17 protein-coding genes are annotated in these 16716 nt (G+C 46.6%); 16 read left to right on the top strand and 1 reads right to left on the bottom strand.

All coding sequences use genetic code 11. From position 1 onward, the window contains the following. Positions 1 to 100 precede the first annotated feature (100 nt). From yfmF to KCTCHS21_RS18400, 10 genes are all read left to right on the top strand, one after another. Positions 101 to 1387: an EF-P 5-aminopentanol modification-associated protein YfmF gene (gene yfmF / locus KCTCHS21_RS18445; RefSeq protein ID WP_130611566.1), complete on the top strand. Its 1287-nt coding sequence runs from the start codon at positions 101 to 103 to the stop codon at positions 1385 to 1387. Position 1388: 1 nt separating this feature from the next. Then, positions 1389 to 2672, top strand: a complete 1284-nt coding sequence (gene yfmH, locus KCTCHS21_RS18440; protein ID WP_130611563.1) for an EF-P 5-aminopentanol modification-associated protein YfmH — start codon at positions 1389 to 1391, stop codon at positions 2670 to 2672. Next, positions 2669 to 3403 (top strand): elongation factor P 5-aminopentanone reductase, encoded by a 735-nt coding sequence (ymfI, locus tag KCTCHS21_RS18435; protein WP_130611560.1) that lies wholly within the window; start codon positions 2669 to 2671, stop codon positions 3401 to 3403. The genes yfmH and ymfI overlap by 4 nt, the downstream gene beginning before the upstream one ends. Positions 3404 to 3501: 98 nt before the next feature. Beyond that, on the top strand, positions 3502 to 3756 hold the full coding sequence (locus tag KCTCHS21_RS18430) for a DUF3243 domain-containing protein (RefSeq protein WP_130611557.1): 255 nt from the start codon (positions 3502 to 3504) through the stop codon (positions 3754 to 3756). Between the two features lie 176 nt (positions 3757 to 3932). Next, positions 3933 to 4703: a DUF3388 domain-containing protein gene (locus KCTCHS21_RS18425; RefSeq protein ID WP_130611554.1), complete on the top strand. Its 771-nt coding sequence runs from the start codon at positions 3933 to 3935 to the stop codon at positions 4701 to 4703. 38 nt (positions 4704 to 4741) lie between these two features. Continuing rightward, on the top strand, positions 4742 to 5587 hold the full coding sequence (locus tag KCTCHS21_RS18420; protein WP_130611551.1) for a helix-turn-helix domain-containing protein: 846 nt from the start codon (positions 4742 to 4744) through the stop codon (positions 5585 to 5587). 112 nt (positions 5588 to 5699) lie between these two features. After that, positions 5700 to 6191, top strand: a complete 492-nt coding sequence (locus tag KCTCHS21_RS18415) for a YajQ family cyclic di-GMP-binding protein (RefSeq protein ID WP_130611548.1) — start codon at positions 5700 to 5702, stop codon at positions 6189 to 6191. Between the two features lie 82 nt (positions 6192 to 6273). Beyond that, positions 6274 to 7602 (top strand): 30S ribosomal protein S12 methylthiotransferase RimO, encoded by a 1329-nt coding sequence (gene rimO / locus KCTCHS21_RS18410; RefSeq protein WP_130611545.1) that lies wholly within the window; start codon positions 6274 to 6276, stop codon positions 7600 to 7602. Beyond that, positions 7599 to 8174 carry a CDP-diacylglycerol--glycerol-3-phosphate 3-phosphatidyltransferase gene (pgsA, locus tag KCTCHS21_RS18405; RefSeq protein ID WP_130611543.1) on the top strand — a complete coding sequence of 192 codons (576 nt, stop codon included), beginning with the start codon at positions 7599 to 7601 and terminating at the stop codon, positions 8172 to 8174. The genes rimO and pgsA overlap by 4 nt, the downstream gene beginning before the upstream one ends. A gap of 45 nt (positions 8175 to 8219) precedes the next feature. Beyond that, positions 8220 to 9473, top strand: coding sequence for a competence/damage-inducible protein A (locus tag KCTCHS21_RS18400; protein WP_130611540.1), 1254 nt, complete (start codon positions 8220 to 8222; stop codon positions 9471 to 9473). Positions 9474 to 9758: 285 nt separating this feature from the next. On the opposite strand, the gene KCTCHS21_RS18395 is transcribed toward KCTCHS21_RS18400, so the two are convergent. Further along, positions 9759 to 10181 (bottom strand): hypothetical protein, encoded by a 423-nt coding sequence (locus KCTCHS21_RS18395; protein WP_179952623.1) that lies wholly within the window; start codon positions 10179 to 10181, stop codon positions 9759 to 9761. An 854-nt stretch (positions 10182 to 11035) separates the two neighbouring features. On the opposite strand from KCTCHS21_RS18395, the gene recA reads away from it, so the two are divergent. The 6 genes from recA to KCTCHS21_RS18370 all read left to right on the top strand — a co-directional run bounded on the left by recA (position 11036) and on the right by KCTCHS21_RS18370 (position 16697). Then, positions 11036 to 12094 carry a recombinase RecA gene (gene recA, locus KCTCHS21_RS18390; protein ID WP_130616579.1) on the top strand — a complete coding sequence of 353 codons (1059 nt, stop codon included), beginning with the start codon at positions 11036 to 11038 and terminating at the stop codon, positions 12092 to 12094. Between the two features lie 223 nt (positions 12095 to 12317). Beyond that, positions 12318 to 12692: a hypothetical protein gene (locus KCTCHS21_RS31185; protein ID WP_162309350.1), complete on the top strand. Its 375-nt coding sequence runs from the start codon at positions 12318 to 12320 to the stop codon at positions 12690 to 12692. Beyond that, positions 12662 to 13522, top strand: coding sequence for a regulatory protein RecX (locus tag KCTCHS21_RS18385; protein WP_162309349.1), 861 nt, complete (start codon positions 12662 to 12664; stop codon positions 13520 to 13522). The genes KCTCHS21_RS31185 and KCTCHS21_RS18385 overlap by 31 nt, the downstream gene beginning before the upstream one ends. A gap of 254 nt (positions 13523 to 13776) precedes the next feature. After that, positions 13777 to 15321: a ribonuclease Y gene (gene rny / locus KCTCHS21_RS18380; RefSeq protein ID WP_232057880.1), complete on the top strand. Its 1545-nt coding sequence runs from the start codon at positions 13777 to 13779 to the stop codon at positions 15319 to 15321. A 92-nt stretch (positions 15322 to 15413) separates the two neighbouring features. After that, complete coding sequence (locus KCTCHS21_RS18375) at positions 15414 to 16208, top strand: TIGR00282 family metallophosphoesterase (RefSeq protein WP_157994166.1); 795 nt, start codon at positions 15414 to 15416, stop codon at positions 16206 to 16208. A 228-nt stretch (positions 16209 to 16436) separates the two neighbouring features. After that, complete coding sequence (locus KCTCHS21_RS18370; protein WP_130611534.1) at positions 16437 to 16697, top strand: stage V sporulation protein S; 261 nt, start codon at positions 16437 to 16439, stop codon at positions 16695 to 16697. Positions 16698 to 16716 lie beyond the last annotated feature (19 nt).

Here is a 16716-nt window from a genome sequence, read left to right as displayed (position 1 = left end):
GCATTTCCAACATTTGCTTCCTGCTTGTCCAATCGGTTAGAATGGGGCTGAAATAACACGATGGACGCTTTCGAAGCGATTATAGCCAAAGGGGCTTGAGATGATGTCGGAACAGTTCCAGAGAGGTACATGGGGTCGGTTACGTCTGCACGTATTGCCGACCAAGCGGTTTAAAACATTCGCATTGTCTCTGTTTGCAGGAGTACCATTGTCCAATGCCGGGGTAACGCCAATTGCGCTTACCCCTTTTGTTCTGAGAAGAGGTACAGAGACCTACCCGGAAACGATCGCTTTCCGCGAGCGCCTGGATGATTTATATGGCGCGGGATTCGGCTTTGACTTGTACAAACGGGGCGAGCATCAAATCGTCCAATTTCGGCTGGATATTATTAACGATAGGTTTGTCTCTGTAACGGATTCCTTACTAGGCGAAGCATTAAGCTTCCTAGGTGAGGTTGTGACTTCGCCTGCGCTAGATAGTAGTGGCAAGTTTCGGAGCAAATATGTTGAGGCTGAGAAAACAACAGTAAGCAAACGGATTGATGCGATTATTAACGATAAAATCCGTTATGCTTCTGAGCGCTGTGTTGAAGAAATGTGCAAAAATGAGCCGTTCAGTCTTCCTGCTCTAGGACGCAAGGATGAGCTGGCTGCCTTAAACGCAGATTCTCTTTATGAAGCTTATAAGAAGTGGCTGCAAGAGGCTTCCTTCGACTTATATGTTTCGGGAGATACGACTCTAGAAGAGGTTCAAGCTTTAGTCGCTAAGTCCTTTAAGCTGCCGTCAGGACAGCCATCTAGCTATACAGCACCGGAGGTAAAGCCAGCACGTTCTGAAGTTCAAACCATCGTAGAGCGGCTTGATATCGGTCAAGGAAAGCTAAACATGGGCTTGCGTGTCGGAGTAACCTATGGAAGCGAGCAATACGCAGCGTTGCTTGTCTATAACGGTTTGTTGGGTGCTTTTCCGCACTCTAAGCTGTTTGTTAATGTACGAGAGAAGGCAAGCTTGGCCTATTATGCATCCTCTCGTTTGGATGGTCACAAAGGTATTCTCACGCTCCAATCGGGCATTGAGGTTGCCAACTATGAGCGTGCTGTAAAAATAATACGTGAGCAGCTAGAGGCAATGAAGGCTGGAGAATTCGCTCTGGACGATCTCAAACGTACAAAAGCGATGATTACTAATCAGCTCCGTGAGCTGCAGGATTCCGCATTCGAAAGAATATCCTTTGATTTCAGCAGTATCCTGTCAGGTGTGGAGCGCTCAGGGGAAAGCTTTATAGCCGAAATTGAAGCGGTCACACCGGAGATGGTTAAGGCTGTCGCCCAAGACGTCGAGCTGGATACGATATATTTCCTGCGTGACCGGAAGGAGGAGAGCTAAGATGTCTACAACACCTTATCCTAAGCTGCAAGAAACTCTTTGGCATGAGAAGCTTGATAACGGCTTAGAGGTATTCATCCTCCCGAAGCCGGGCTTCACGAAAACCTATGCGACCTTCACGACACGATTTGGTTCCGTGGATAATCGTTTTATTCCACCAGGTGGGCAAGAGATCAAGGTGCCGGATGGGATCGCACATTTTCTAGAGCATAAAATGTTCGAGGAGCCAGAGGGTGATATTTTTACCCAGTTTGCTTCCCAAGGGGCTTCAGCCAACGCTTACACGAGCTTTGACAGAACCGTCTACCTCTTCACAGCTACACATGAGGTGGAAGCGAATTTGGATACGCTGCTTCACTTCGTGCAAAATCCTTATTTCACAGATGAGAATGTGGAGAAGGAAAAGGGGATCATTGTTCAGGAAATCGATATGTACAGGGACAATCCGGATTGGCGTGTTTACTTCGGGTTGATTGAGGCTATGTATCAAAAGCATCCTGTGCACATCGATATTGCGGGTACAGCCGGCTCTGTGAGGTCCATTACTAAAGAGATGCTGTACGACTGCTACAATACGTTCTATCACCCCTCCAATATGACTTTGTTTGTTGTTGGTGGTGTAGATCCACAGGAGACGATGGACCGGATTAAGCAAGATCAGGCAAGCAAGACCTTCTCTCCGGGAGGTACGATCGAACGGTTGTTTGAAGACGAGCCCGTGCAGGTTAAAGAAGAAAAGAAGGTGCTTGAGCTTCCTGTTTCTCTTCCGAAATGTTTGTTTGGTTTCAAGGAAGAAGCTGGAGATGCTGAGCAGGACGCGGTTCGTCTTGAGCTAGCGACTAAGCTTGCTCTTGAGGCTTTGCTGGGTGCGAGCTCAACCTTGTATCAAGAGCTCTATGATGACAACCTGATATCGGACGGCTTCGGCCACGAGTATAATACAGGACCTGGATATTCCTTCTCGATTATTGGTGGTGAGACGAGAGATCCGGATGAACTGGTTACACGAGTAAGCCAGGCGCTGTACGATGCAGCAGCACAAGGCATTTCCCCAGACATTTTTGAACGGACGCGGCGGAAAAAAATAGGGGCTTATTTGCGGATGATGAACAGCCCTGAATCCATCGCAAGTGAATTTACCCGTTATCGTCACAAAGGCGGGGATTTGTTTAATTTGGTTGAAGTGTACGAGAGTCTGACACTTCAGGAAATTAACGCAAGGATTAAGGAGCATGCTAATCCGCAAAGACGAGCGATATCTATCGTGAGGAGCGGGACGGATTGAAGCGGATTGCACTTGTGACGGGGGCATCGCGGGGGATCGGAGCCGCGGTGGCCCGTCGTTTGGCAGCGGATGGCATCGATGTTGCCATCCAATACTCTGTAGCTTCAGCTGCTGCTGCAGCTGTAGCAAGAGAGTGTAGGGAATTCGGTGTGAGAACGATCGAGCTGCAAGCTGATCTTCGAAATAAGGAATCTGTTGGACAGCTATTGCAGCAGATACAGGAGTCGGAATGGACACCTAATATTGTCGTCCATTGTGCTGGAATTACTCATTATGGGCTTCTGGAAGATATGGATGACCAGCTGTGGGACGATATGATGAATGTAAACCTTAAAGGCGCATATTATTTAACACAGTGGTTTGGTCCTTCTATGAGGTGGCAGAGATGGGGGCGGTTTGTCCATCTCTCCAGCATATGGGGTGCTGTTGGGGCATCTGGTGAAGTGGCTTATGCAGCCTCCAAAGGCGGCTTAAATGCTTTTACCAAGTCGGTGGCTAAAGAAATGGCGTCGTCAGGAGTAACAGTCAATGCGATTGCTGCTGGAGCGATTGCCACAGATATGCTGGAGGCGCTGGAGCCATCGGACCTAGAGCAACTAAATGCGGAAATTCCTCTTGGGCGGCTCGGACAGGCTGATGAAGTAGCGCAATTGGTACGATTTCTTATCTCGGACAATGCCAGCTATATTACAGGACAAATTATTGGCTTAAACGGTGGTTGGCATATGTAATGACCTCGCTAAAAGTGGAGGACTGCTCGCATACTTAAGGACTCATACGGACATATTACTGTTGAGCTTTTATCCCCATTTTGTTAGGAGGCTACTTCATGTCAACCGTACTCAGTAATTTCGATACATGGAAGAAGTTTTTGGGAGATCGCGTCGAGGCGGCCAAGAAGCTAGGCATCAATGAGGAAGCCATTTCCAAGCTTGCTTATGAAATTGGCGAATTTCTCGATCAGAAAGTAGATCCGAAGAACAACGAGGAGCGCGTTCTTAAGGAGCTATGGGATGTTGGTGACGAAGCCGAACGCAAGACAATGGCTCGCCTGATGGTGAAGCTAGCTGGAAATGATAGCTAATTTTAATCGAAAAATGAAAGAAAGCCTCCTTTTGGGGGCTTTCTTTTCCAATAAATAATTTATAGGACTTTTGGAGTAATAATCGGTTTTATTTTGCAGGATAATGATGAGCGTTGTAGAATAAAAAGAGTAAGAGGACATAGGTTTTATTTTTTGTTATTTGAATGAGGTGTAGGATGGAACCCAAACAGTGGTACATGGAGTACAAAATCCACAAAAATCGCCCCGGGCTGCTTGGCGATATCGCTTCATTGCTTGGGATGCTGGAAGTTAACATTCTAACGATTAATGGCGTGGAAGATAGAACCCGAGGAATGCTGCTACAAACCGACGATGAAGAGAAAATTGAGCTGCTTGGCAAAATGCTTGGCAAAGTAGAAAACATCACCGTGAATACGTTACGCCCCCCTCGTCTTACCGATATTTTAGCGGTTAGGCATGGTCGCTATATTGAACGCGATTCAGATGACATGAAAACCTTTCGATTTACTCGCGATGAATTGGGGCTTCTTGTAGATTTCCTGGGTGAGCTGTTTAAGCGGGATGGCAATCAAACGATTGGACTTCGAGGGATGCCTCGGGTTGGGAAAACAGAATCAATTATTGCAGGAAGTGTGTGCTCTAACAAACGATGGGCGTTTGTTTCCTCTACGTTACTTCGCCAAACAGTAAGAAGCCAGCTGTCAGAAGAAGAAATGAATCCTAATAATGTATTTATTATCGATGGCATTGTAAGTACAATTCGTTCTAATGAGAAGCACTATTGTTTACTTCAGGAATTAATGGCGATGCCTTCAACGAAAGTAATTGAGCATCCTGATATTTTTGTGCGAGAATCTCAGTATGATTATGATGTTTTCGATTGTATCGTGGAATTACGTAATACGCCTGATGAAGAAATTTCATACGAAAAATTCACAACGGCTGGTTTAACAGATGATTTCTAAACTTACATACGCCAACACCATATTGGGAGGTGAAAGGCATGTCCGATTTGGGCGCGTTGCTTCGCAAAGCCCGCGAGCAGCGCGGTTATACGCTTGATGATATTCAAGAGTACACGAAAATTCGTAAAAGATACCTAGAAGCCATTGAGGCAGGCGAATATAAGGTGCTGCCGGGTTCCTTTTACGTGCGGGCTTTCGTGAAAACTTATGCGGAGACAGTCGGATTAGATGCGGAAGAGGTTTTACGTCTTTACCACAAAGAACTACCTCAAGCGCCAACTACAGAAGTGGCTCGAACTGAGCCTCGAATGAAAGTGGGAAGACGGAGCGTACAGCATAATGACCGACTAGGAAAAGTGGCCGTTTCATTACTGATGTGGGCATTCCCTATTTTGATTGTCGTTGTTGTATATGTATATATATCGAATAACAAAGCGCCTGACACGAAAGAATTAAACCCGAATCCGCCTATTTCAACAGAAACGTCAACGCCTAGCCCTTCAGCATCTATTGCTCCAAGCTCAACACCTCCACCAAGCACACCGCCGCCTTCTGTAAGCACGGCTGCGATTACGTTTAAAGAAAAAAGAAACGGTATCAATTATTACGATGTGATAGCCGGTGCAGGGAATCAGCTTAAGCTGGAGTTTACTGGAGAATGCTGGGTTGAGATTAAAGAGAATTCAAAGAACGGGAAGACCATTTTTTCGAAAAAGATTACTGATCCTCAATCGCAAACCTTTGATTTAACCGTACCTTTATACGTAATTGTTGGTCGGACAGATCATGTAAAGTTCTATGTAGAAGACAAGACATTTGATAATGGAACGACAGCTGGTTCCACCAAATACATTTTCACACCAGTGAAAGAAACTGCGGAATAAGCTTTGATTTATGCGATGAGCCCTCTTCGAAGGGCTTTTTGTTTTAATCCATGGGCATACTCATGCTATAATAATGAATAAATTGGGCAATAGATGAAAGGAAGAGGTTTTAATGGCATCCGAATACTCTTTTGACGTAGTATCCAAGGTAGATATTCAAGAAGTGAACAATGCGGTTCAGCAGGCGCTTAAGGAAATCGAAACGCGCTTTGACTTCAAGGGCAGCAAAAGTAACATCACACTAGAGGACGAGCAGCTTGTGGTTGCTTCAGATAGTGATTTCAAGCTCAAAAACGTAGTCGATATTTTACAATCAAAGCTGACTAAACGAGGAGTACCTATCCTCAATATGGAATTTGGTAAAATCGAGCCTGCTTCAGGCGGTACAGTTCGTCAGAACATTAAGATGAAGCAAGGAATTGATCAAGAGAATTCTAAGAAGATGAATATTCTGATTCGGGATTCCAAAATCAAAGTGAAAAGTCAGATTCAAGGTGACCAGCTGCGGATAACAGGGAAGAGCAAGGATGACCTGCAAGCTATTATGACATTGCTAAGAGGGGCAGATTTGCCTTTGGAGCTGCAATTTATTAATTATCGTTAATCATTTACCATTTTGACACGTCATGTGGGTTCGATTATACTGTTGTGAATAGTAACGGACGAACGTTTGGGGGAAGTCATCAATGATAGAGAAAGTCAGCGTCGTCACGCTAGGCTGTGAGAAAAATTTAGTCGACTCCGAGATTATGTCGGGACTCATTCACCAAAGAGGATTCTCATTGGTTGAAAAGCCGGAAGATGCGACGGTTATTATTGTTAATACATGTGGCTTCATCGATGCTGCGAAGGAAGAATCCGTAAATACGATTCTTAATTTGGCAGAATTGAAGGATACGTCACGTCTGAAAGCACTCATTGTGTCGGGGTGTTTGACTCAACGCTATAAGAAAGAATTAATGGAAGAAATGCCGGAAATCGATGGGATTGTTGGTACAGGCGATTTTCATCGTATTAATGATATTATTGACGAGGCACTTCGTGGGCGCAAGCCGGTCTATGTAGGAAACCCCGTTTTTAATTATGAAGAAAACCTGCCACGACTTTTGTCGACTCCTCGTCATACTGCGTATGTAAAAATCGCAGAGGGCTGCGATAATGCGTGTACCTTCTGCAGCATTCCAATTATGAGGGGACAGTTCCGCAGCCGTTCAATAGAGTCTATCTTGGCTGAAGTGAAAATGTTGGCGGATCAGGGTGTTAAGGAAATTAGCTTGATCGCTCAGGATTCCACTAACTATGGTACTGATCTGTATGAGGGCTTTAAGCTACCAGAATTGCTTAATCGGGTTAGTGAAGTACCAGGGATCGCATGGGTACGACTTCATTATGCATATCCGGGCTTCTTTACAGATGAACTAATCGAGGCGATCTCGAATAATCCTAAAGTATGTAATTATATTGATATGCCTTTGCAGCACAGTGAGGATTCTATCTTAAAAAGAATGCGCCGACCGGGACGCCAACGCGATGTTCGTGAGCTCGTAGGCAAAATTCGTTCTCGTATTCCGGAAGTAGCTCTACGCACGTCTATGATCGTTGGTTTTCCTGGTGAGACGGAAGAGGATTTCGAGAAGCTATGTGAGTTTGTTCGCGAGATCAAGTTCGACCGCTTAGGTGTGTTCACCTATTCTCAAGAAGAAGATACACCTGCGAGCCGTTTGCCTAATCAGCTATCAGATGAAGTGAAGCAGTTCCGTCAGAATACGTTGATGGAAATCCAACGTGAAGTCGCTAAGGATAATGCTTCTAAATATGTAGGACGTACGATAGACGTTCTTGTAGAACGTTATGATGGACGTAGTGATGTCTTTATTGGGCGTAGTCAGTTTGATGCTCCTGAGGTTGATGGAGAAGTCTATATCTCGAATTGCCCAGTGCAAATTGGTGAAATAAGCAAGGTTAGAATTACGCATGCTTACGAGTATGATTTGTCAGGGGAGGGAATTGCGTGAACCTTGCTAATCGGATCACGCTTGTAAGGATTTTTCTAGTACCTGTGATGACGATCTTTCTTTTAATCAAATTAGACGTTGAACCACTTTCCATAGGTAGTTATTCCATCTCCTATAATCAGGTGTTTGCTTTATTAATTTTTATTATTGCTGCGAGCACCGATGGGTTAGATGGTTATATTGCACGTAAACGTAAGATCGTGACGAATTTAGGTAAGCTGCTGGATCCGTTAGCGGATAAGCTGCTCATGGCTGCAGTACTCATTGCACTAGTTGAGATGGAGAAGCTAGGTGCTTGGGTTGCCATAATCATTATTAGCCGTGAGTGGGCTGTTACAGGCTTGAGGCAGATAGCTTTGCTGGAAGGCACGGTGCTTGCTGCGAGTAAATGGGGTAAGTGGAAGACTGCTGTGCAGATCACGATGATTATAGTGCTTCTGCTCAATAATTTCCCGTTTAACTTCATTGATCTGCGTATCGACTTGTACGTCGTGTGGGCTGCTGTATTAATTACGGTCTACTCTGGTGTCGATTATTTTGTGAAAAATAAAAATTTAATCCCGGTAGATTAAGCTTAGTCTTAGACTAGACCGGACATATCGAGGTGCTTTACAAGCATGAGAGCAGAAATTATAGCTGTCGGCACAGAGCTACTCCTCGGTCAAATCGTAAACACTAACGCCCAGTATCTGTCACGTAGTTTGGCAGAGCTGGGTGTTGATGTTTATTATCAGACTGTGGTGGGTGACAACAAAGAGAGATTAAAGCAAGCAATCGGCATTGCTCGTGATAGAGCGGATTTGCTCGTATTTACGGGTGGATTGGGACCTACGCTTGATGATTTAACGCGTGATGCGTTAGCAGAATTTCTTGGCCTTGGTATTGAATTGCATGAGCCTACTATGGCAAAAATTATGGAGATGTTCGCTAACCGAGGCGGTGCCTTCGTCGAAAGTAATCGCCGTCAGGCTTTGCTGGTTGAGGGTGCAACTCCGTTGCGTAATGATACTGGGCTAGCTGTGGGCAATGCTTTGAATGTCGATGGAACTTGTTATTTGCTGCTTCCGGGACCTCCACGTGAGATGAAGCCAATGTTCGATAATGATGGAACGGGGTGGTTGAAGGAACAACTAGGCCCCGCATTAATGCTGCATTCGGTTATGCTCAAATTCGCTGGCATCGGAGAATCCGGTCTAGAGGATTTGTTAATTGATCTCATACGTGACCAGCAGGATCCAACGATCGCTCCCTACGCCAAAGAAGGGGAGGTTGCCATTCGGGTATCGACGAAAGCAACGGATTCAGAAGAAGCCTCTCGGAAGCTTGAGGGTGTACTAACTGAAATCCGCGGTCGGACAGTGGCTTACTTGTATGCAGAAGAGGACATCCCTATTGAAGCTGCGATAGTGCGTTTACTATCCGAGAAGCAGCAGACATTAACATTGGCTGAGAGCTGCACGGGAGGTATGGTATCTGAGCTCATTACCACAATTCCTGGCAGCGCAGTTGTTTTTCTTGGTGGGATTGTGACCTACAGTAATCAAATGAAAATGCAGCAAGTGGGCGTTCCTGCTGAACTGCTTGAAGGGGACGGTGCACCGGGGGCAATTAGCTCGGAGACTGCTGCGGCAATGGCGGAAGGTATGCGACTTGCTGCAGATTCTGATTTTGCATTGTCCATAACGGGCAATGCAGGTCCTGCAGCGGCTGAGGATAAGCCGGTTGGACTAGTCTATGTGGGCCTAGCTGAGCGGGAACGTGAGACTCGGGTTGAGAAGCTTCAGCTATCCGGTGACCGCGAGGGCATCCGCCTCCGTGCAACTAAGCGGGCTCTCTACATGCTGTGGCTGTCTCTAACCGGTCGTGGCTAGGTTAGAGAGATGTTGGTAGCTTAGTCGGTTGTGGCAAGGCAAGAGAGAAGTCCTGGTTGCATAGTCGATCGTAGCTAGGTGAGAGAGAAGCGATGATAGTTTAGTCGGTCGAAGCTAGGGAAAGAAGTGTTGGTAGCCTCCCTAGCTTAGTCGGCTGTTGGAGTTTTCCTCTTATGCCCATTATCCCGTTAGCTCAGGTTAGCTATGAGGGTTGTTGATAATGCAGGTGGCGAGGTTGAAGGCTAGCATCGGTTATTTGCGGCTTATTTCCATTATCCCTGAGACTCAGGTAACAAGCCCACCAACAAGCCCACCAACAAGCCCACCAACAAGCCCACCAACAAGCCCACCAACAAGCCCACCAACAAGCCCACCAACAAGCCCACCAACAAGCCCACCAACAAGCCCACCAACAAGCCCACCAACAAGCCCACCAACAAGCCCACCAACAAGCCCACCAACAAGCCCACCAACAAGCCCACCAACAAGCCCACCAACAACCACCAACAAGCCACCAACAAGCCCACCAACAAGCCCACCAACAAGCCCACCAACAAGCCCACCAACAAGCCCACCAACAAGCCCACCAACAAGCCCACCAACAAGCCCACCAACAAGCCCACCAACAAGCCCACCAACAAGCCCACCAACAAGCCACCAACAAGCCCACCAACAAGCCCACCAACTATCTCGACCACGTATGTCCATTATCCCTAAGGCTCAGTTGATGTCCTCGTCACTAATAGTCTTTTTATATTGGAAGTTCGCTTGAAGCAAGGGCACAGCTTGTCTAATTTCTACATAGAGCATTGAAAGCTACTTATGGACTCCTCGTCGAAATAGCGCACTGAGGGTTACTAAGGTAGCCGCAAAAACTCATTTTTGGCCGAATAACGCACTGAGGGCTACTAAGAGTGCCGCAAAAACGCGTCCCTGGACGAATAACGCACTGAGGGCTACTAAGAGTGCCGCAAAAACGCGTCCCTGGACGAATAACGCACTGAGGGCTACTAAGAAAGTCACAAAAACGCGTCTCCGGACGAACAACGCACTGAGGGCTACTAATAGAGCTGCAAAGGCTCGTCCCCGGACGAACAACGCACTGAGGGCTACTTAATCCGTCGCACCGGAGCTTCAGCACTGAAATAGAGAACTGCCAACTACTTATCTTTCTCCAAAGTGGCTAATACGCAAACGATATGGTACACACTCCAAGTAAACTCGACCCATCGAAACCATTTTAGTAGAAATGCATATATAGTGTGTACGTTCTGAGTTAAGGGGATAATGTGAATACGAGGTTGGAGATAGGGGTTTGCTTGGCACATTAGGTGTGTTGCTGGGAATATGATTCTAGTTTTTCTGTTGTGAAAATTGTCGATAGTTGTAAAAATTTTGGAATTGTGATATGGTTAAATAGAAAGTTGCGGAAGAACCGTGGCGAAGTTTAACTTTGCTGCGGTTCTTTTTTTGTAAAAAATCGAACAAATGTTCTTAAAATGCTTGGCAAACGTTTGGAAACAAGGTATGATAAAACTATCAAAGAAAAGGATGTGGGTGTCTTGTCAGATCGTCGCGCCGCATTAGACATGGCTTTGCGCCAGATTGAAAAGCAGTTCGGTAAGGGTTCGGTAATGAAACTTGGAGAGAATGCACAGCTCGCTGTTGAAACGGTTTCCAGCGGAGTTCTCGCGTTGGATATTGCTCTTGGCATAGGCGGATACCCACGTGGGCGTATTATAGAAGTGTATGGACCAGAATCATCAGGTAAAACGACAGTTTCCCTTCATGCGATTGCTGAAGTTCAGCGCGCTGGTGGTACTGCAGCATTTATTGATGCAGAGCATGCTCTTGACCCGGCATATGCCAGGAGTCTTGGCGTCAATATTGATGAGCTATTGCTATCTCAACCGGATACAGGTGAGCAAGCCTTAGAAATCGCTGAAGCCCTCGTTCGTAGTGGAGCAGTCGATATTATCGTTGTTGACTCTGTAGCAGCATTGGTTCCTAAAGCGGAAATCGAAGGAGATATGGGTGATTCCTTCGTTGGTTTGCAGGCACGTCTAATGTCACAAGCTATGCGGAAGCTTTCTGGAGCTGTTAGCAAGTCCAAATGTCTTGCAATCTTTATTAATCAGCTTCGTGAGAAGATTGGCGTTATGTTCGGTAATCCAGAGACGACTCCGGGTGGACGAGCTCTGAAATTCTACGCAAGCATACGTCTCGATGTTCGTCGTGTTGAAGCTATTAAGCAAGGCAATGATGTGGTCGGTAACCGGACTAAGATCAAAGTCGTGAAAAATAAAGTAGCGCCGCCGTTCAAACAAGCGGACGTTGATATTATGTATGGTGAAGGCATTTCCAAAGTAGGTAGCATCATTGATATTGGTGCTGAGCAGGATATTATTCAGAAGAGCGGGGCATGGTTCTCTTATAATAGCGAGCGTCTCGGTCAAGGTCGCGAGAACGCGAAGCAATATTTGAAGGATAACCCAGAGATTTCTGAAAAAATTGAGAAGCAAATTCGTGAAGCCCTTCTGAGCTCCTCGATAGTAGCTCAAGCAGGTTCATTAGCAGCAGATAATGTTGATGATGATAGTGAATTTGAAGAAGAAAACTAAGTAGCAAGAAAGCACTATAGCAAGAAAGCACTATAGCAAGAAAGCACTATAGCAAGAAAGCACTATAGCAAGAAAGCACTAGCACTTAGCATTCTCAGAACTGAGAAGTCATTATTTATAACATGTAAGGCGGCGTATTTTTGCCGCTTTTTGTTTTAAATGGAATTGGAGGGGGATCGGATGAATATACCCAAACGCGCAAGCGGACGCAAAAACTGGGGAGATGGTCACGGGGAAGACGGATTGCCTACAGGGGAGGCAGCTAACTCTAAAGCTAGCAGATGGTCTAACGCTGGGAATGTTGGCCAAACTGGCCAAACTGGACAAGGTGGATATGGTAGGCATAGCGGAAATGCTGGCCAAACTGGACAAGCTGGGCATAGTGGGAATGCTGGAGAAGCTGGACAAAGTAGATATGGTGGGCATAGCGGGAATGTCAGCCAAACTGGATATGGTGGGAATGCTAGAAATGGTAGGCGTGGCGGATATGGCGGATATGGCGGATATGCCGGAAATGCAGGAAATGCCGGAAATGCTGGGAATGCTCAGAATGATGAGGGATCGGCAATGGAAATGTCTGTGGTCGGAGCTGAAGTGATAGCGATTGAGGTGCATCCTAAGAAGCCTCATATGTATCGTGTAATATTGAAGCTGGAATTTGATGAATCACAAGATGAGGAAATGGGGGGAATTGAGACTGATTTAGATGTCGTGCAGGAAGGGCAGCTTACCGTGGTTTGGGCGGATGAGGTGGATGCTCTTATTGCAGGTGCTCAAGCTGCTGGGAAGAGTAGCGGAGCGGGAGAGACTTTAGTAACTATTCATGAGGATACGCTTGTTAGCTGGCGACTACTTAAAGGTCGGCGGTTGACGGCTGAGGAATATGAAGTATTAAAGCTAGATGAGCAGAAGGAAGAGGCTTATCGGTCATCGTTGATGATGTTGGAACGCAAAGCGAGGACAACGGCGGAATTGTCCAAGGCGTTAAAGCGCAAAGGATACGCCCCAGAGGTCGTAGAAGGTTGTTTACAGCGTCTGCAATCCCGGAGGATGTTAGATGATACCGCCTATGCAAAACGCTTCACGGAGCAGCGTGCAGTGGGACAGCGTAAGGGTCGTATGCTGATTAAGCAGGAGCTTATGCAGCGTGGAGTAAGACGTGAGGATGCAGAGGAAGCAATCGGAGAGTTAGATGAGCAAATTGAGCACAATTCGGCACTCGCATTAGCGCGAAAAAAATGGCCTAATATTAAAGGAATTGACAGGGAACGAAGGCAAAAGCTGATGACGATGCTTCTGCGCAGGGGATTCTCTTTAGGGATTGTTAAAACCGCGGTACAGCAGGCCATTTTGGAGTTGGAAGAGGAAGCTGTGGACACTGATTATGAAGAGGGTGGGCTATTCGAATCGGAATATATGGAAGATTAATGGTACAAGGCTCATCGGTGTCGTAAGTTACATATGAACCTTGCTTGACAATCTAATTTATCAAAAGATAAAATGAATTTGTAATTAATCTTACCAACTGAACGTTTTTTCCTTCCAAAAGACGATTCGGAACGTGTTAATTCGACCCATTATGCTTTGTTCAAATGTAATCAAGCGGTTTGAAAACCGGACAATCAATTGAATAAGTGTCCCCAAGCGATTGCCTTGGTGATGCAACGAGGAGGTGAAAGACCATGATAGATTCATGGATCTGGATCGTAATTATTCTCGTTGTTGGCGTCCTTTGCTTTGGGATCGGTTATGTCGCACGTAAATCCATTGCGGAAGCCAAAATTTCTAGCGCCGAAGCGGCTGCCATTCAGATCGTTGAAGCTGCCAAGAAAGAAGCGGAAGCCGTTCGTAAAGAGACGGTGCTGGAAGCCAAAGACGAGGTGCACAAGCTCCGTAATGAAGCGGAACGCGATATTCGCGAGCGCCGCAACGAAATTCAACGCCAGGAAAGGCGACTGCTGCAAAAAGAAGAGTCGCTGGATCGCAAGCTAGAGGCGTTGGAACGTAAAGAGGAGCAAGTCGCCAGCAAAGAGAAACGGGTTGAAGAAACCCAAGATCAAATTGAATTGCTACACAAACAACAGATGCAGGAATTGGAGCGCATTTCAAACCTAACGACAGAAGATGCCAAACAGATGATTTTGTCGAATGTGGAGCAGGAAGTGCGTCACGAAACCGCGCAGCTGATCAAGGAAATCGAGCACCAAGCGAAAGAAGAAGGCGACAAGAAAGCTCGCGATATTATCTCACTAGCTATTCAACGTTGCGCCGCGGATCACGTGGCGGAAACAACGGTATCCGTTGTAACGTTGCCTAACGAAGAGATGAAGGGTCGAATTATCGGTCGCGAAGGCCGTAACATCCGTGCACTTGAGACGTTGACGGGGATTGACCTCATCATCGATGATACGCCGGAAGCGGTTATACTATCAGGTTTTGATCCGATTCGACGTGAAATTGCACGGACTTCACTGGAGAAATTGGTGGCAGACGGACGTATTCATCCGGCTCGCATCGAGGAAATGGTGGAGAAATCCCGCAAGGAAGTCGACGAAAGAATTCGCGAGTATGGCGAGCAAGCTACTTTTGAAGTAGGCGTTCATGGTCTGCACCCAGACTTGATCAAAATTCTCGGTCGTCTGAAATTCCGGACGAGCTACGGTCAGAACGTGTTGAAGCACTCGATGGAAGTTGCCTATTTAACTGGCTTAATGGCTGGAGAATTAGGAGAAGACATCACGCTTGCTAAACGTGCCGGCTTACTTCACGACATCGGCAAAGCGCTTGACCACGAAGTGGAAGGCTCGCATGTCGAGATCGGCGTGGAATTGGGCAAGAAGTACAAGGAACATCCCGTGGTTATCAACAGTATTGCGTCCCATCATGGCGACGTCGAAGCTACTTCGGTTATTGCAATGCTTGTTGGCGCGGCTGACGCGCTTAGCGCCGCTCGTCCGGGCGCACGCCGTGAAACTTTGGAGACTTACATCCGCCGGCTCGAGAAGCTGGAGGCCATCTCCGAATCGTTCGAGGGCGTCGAGAAATCGTACGCAATTCAAGCCGGACGCGAGGTTCGCGTCATGGTTCAACCAGAGAAAATCGATGACACAGAAGCTTTCCGCTTAGCTAGGGATATTACGAAGAAGATCGAGGGTGAACTGGACTATCCAGGACACATTAAAGTTACGGTCATTCGTGAAACACGTGCTGTGGAATACGCGAAATAAATGACGTTTGGCAGGAAGGGTGAAAAGTGGCTGCGGCAAATGCAGCCACTTTTCCCTTTTTTATACCGAAAGTGAAAGAGAGAGTGAAAGACATGAAAGTCGTTTTTATTGGGGATATTGTCGGCAACGTTGGACGGGATACCGTTAAGCGGCTGCTGCCTTGGATCAAGGATAAATACAATCCACATATCATCATCGCTAATGGGGAAAATGCAGCCGGGGGCCGCGGTATTACGGCATCGATCGCTCGTGAGCTTTTTGAGTGGGGCGTGCATGGTATAACGATGGGTAATCATACTTGGGATAATCGTGAAATATTTGAGTTTATAGATGATGAGCCTCGAATTATTCGACCGTCGAATTTGCCGCCAGGCACACCGGGACGGGGGAGCATGATTGTAAAAGGAAACGGCAAGGAGCTTGGTGTCGTAAATCTTATTGGGCGTACTTTTCTACCTCCAGCAGAATGCCCGTTCCGAACAGCCGATGATGAAATTGAAGAGCTACACCGCCACACAAAATGCGTGCTTGTAGATTTTCATGCGGAAGCAACGAGCGAGAAGATCGCAATGGGCTGGCACTTGGATGGTTATGCCTCTCTGGTAGTTGGCACACATACCCATGTTCAAACCAATGATGCACGGATTTTGCCGGAAGGAACGGCTTATCTAACGGATGCAGGGATGACTGGCCCGCGCGATGGGGTGCTTGGAATGGATAAAGAGGTTGTGCTTCGACGCTTCATTACCGGAATGCCAGGTAGGTTTACCGTTGCCGATGGGAAATGGACATTAAACGGCGTGTTTGTAGATATTGATGAAGCAACGGGGAAGGCTGTAAAAGTTCAGAATATAACAGTGGATGAGGATTCTTGGATCGCAGTTTAACCTTGATGTAATTGTTTTTAAATATTTATTGCTTCCATGACCAAACGGCTTGGGAAAAGAAGGAATTATCATAGGGTTTACCGAATAAGTATGGCTTAGTGAGCCTATCCTTTGATTTCCGCTTAATACCGATGCAACCGCCGTAGCTGCACCCTGTGTAGCCCTCAGTTGTCATCCCCCGATGCAACCGGAGACATATGCAGGTTGTCATAAGAGGAGGTACTGGTCATGGAAGTATTAAAGGTTTCTGCAAAATCCAATCCCAATTCCGTAGCAGGAGCGCTAGCAGGTGTGCTTCGAGAACGAGGTGTAGCCGAGCTGCAAGCTATTGGCGCTGGAGCGCTTAATCAAGCAGTTAAAGCGGTCGCAATTGCCCGCGGGTTTGTAGCACCAAGTGGAGTAGATCTCATCTGCATTCCGGCTTTTACGGATATTGTGATTGATGGTGAGGATCGGACAGCAATTAAGCTTATTGTAGAACCGAGATAAACTAACAGCTTTGAAGTAT

It is taken from the genome of Cohnella abietis, from assembly GCF_004295585.1.
Taxonomy (GTDB): domain Bacteria; phylum Bacillota; class Bacilli; order Paenibacillales; family Paenibacillaceae; genus Cohnella; species Cohnella abietis.
This window is presented reverse-complemented; position numbering and strand designations above follow the sequence as displayed.

Bases quoted from the DNA above. Each gene is read 5' to 3' on its own strand.
- yfmF (WP_130611566.1), top strand. From the start codon at position 101: ATGATGTCGGAACAGTTCCAGAGAGGTACATGGGGTCGGTTACGTCTG.
- yfmH (WP_130611563.1), top strand. From the start codon at position 1,389: ATGTCTACAACACCTTATCCTAAGCTGCAAGAAACTCTTTGGCATGAG.
- KCTCHS21_RS18430 (WP_130611557.1), top strand. From the start codon at position 3,502: ATGTCAACCGTACTCAGTAATTTCGATACATGGAAGAAGTTTTTGGGA.
- KCTCHS21_RS18425 (WP_130611554.1), top strand. From the start codon at position 3,933: ATGGAACCCAAACAGTGGTACATGGAGTACAAAATCCACAAAAATCGC.
- KCTCHS21_RS18420 (WP_130611551.1), top strand. From the start codon at position 4,742: ATGTCCGATTTGGGCGCGTTGCTTCGCAAAGCCCGCGAGCAGCGCGGT.
- KCTCHS21_RS18415 (WP_130611548.1), top strand. From the start codon at position 5,700: ATGGCATCCGAATACTCTTTTGACGTAGTATCCAAGGTAGATATTCAA.
- rimO (WP_130611545.1), top strand. From the start codon at position 6,274: ATGATAGAGAAAGTCAGCGTCGTCACGCTAGGCTGTGAGAAAAATTTA.
- KCTCHS21_RS18400 (WP_130611540.1), top strand. From the start codon at position 8,220: ATGAGAGCAGAAATTATAGCTGTCGGCACAGAGCTACTCCTCGGTCAA.
- KCTCHS21_RS18395 (WP_179952623.1), bottom strand. From the start codon at position 10,181: ATGGACATACGTGGTCGAGATAGTTGGTGGGCTTGTTGGTGGGCTTGT.
- KCTCHS21_RS31185 (WP_162309350.1), top strand. From the start codon at position 12,318: ATGGTCACGGGGAAGACGGATTGCCTACAGGGGAGGCAGCTAACTCTA.
- KCTCHS21_RS18385 (WP_162309349.1), top strand. From the start codon at position 12,662: ATGGAAATGTCTGTGGTCGGAGCTGAAGTGATAGCGATTGAGGTGCAT.
- rny (WP_232057880.1), top strand. From the start codon at position 13,777: ATGATAGATTCATGGATCTGGATCGTAATTATTCTCGTTGTTGGCGTC.
- KCTCHS21_RS18375 (WP_157994166.1), top strand. From the start codon at position 15,414: ATGAAAGTCGTTTTTATTGGGGATATTGTCGGCAACGTTGGACGGGAT.
- KCTCHS21_RS18370 (WP_130611534.1), top strand. From the start codon at position 16,437: ATGGAAGTATTAAAGGTTTCTGCAAAATCCAATCCCAATTCCGTAGCA.